General features: G+C 30.3%; 1 protein-coding gene. It reads right to left on the minus strand.

Annotation, left to right across the window (positions count from 1 at the left end):
- Positions 1 to 75: 75 nt before the first annotated feature.
- Complete coding sequence (locus AC1DTM_RS30755; protein WP_016105469.1) at positions 76 to 264, minus strand: hypothetical protein; 189 nt, start codon at positions 262 to 264, stop codon at positions 76 to 78.
- Between the last annotated feature and the right edge of the window lie 327 nt (positions 265 to 591).

Below are 591 nucleotides of genomic sequence, written 5' to 3' on the forward strand. Positions count from 1 at the left end.
TGCTTAATTAATTAAAAAGTATACTTTTTGATACGTTTTTACAGACGTATCAAGGACTGAAATTGTGAATATAATCTATAATGAATATATAAAAGATTTCCTATAAAGAAACGTTATAAAAAAAGCTCTACTCATTACGAGCAGGCTCTCTATTTTCCTCACCCAGCCTACTTTATTTAAAGCTTCGGCTGCTTCTGTAAACGTTGGTGCATAAGTAGAAAATAATAAAAATAATGATACTATAAGTCCTATGATTTTCTTCATACTCGCATCTCCTTATCAATCCATTAAAAAACCTTTTAATTATATATTAAGTTTTGATACTATCGAGATAATAAAAAAAGATATGCATAATTACATATTTCTCTTATTGATAGAATGTATGGTTCTGGTGTGAAAAATGATAAGTAAAAAAGAATCAAGGATCCCTAACGGAATCACCTGTTAAGCAGTTAGTCCAAACAGCCGGTCCATAAAAATATTCTGATTTTAGACAGGCTGGTCCTGCAAATCAATTTGTTCTTTTTTGASCATATGCATGGCTTCAACRCCACTCAATATAGARGCTGATGTTTTGTATGATTTAAATCC

Source organism: Bacillus sp. P4_D3 (assembly GCF_056401855.1).

Coding starts and splice junctions, on each gene's coding strand:
- AC1DTM_RS30755 (WP_016105469.1), bottom strand. CDS start 264: ATGAAGAAAATCATAGGACTTATAGTATCATTATTTTTATTATTTTCT.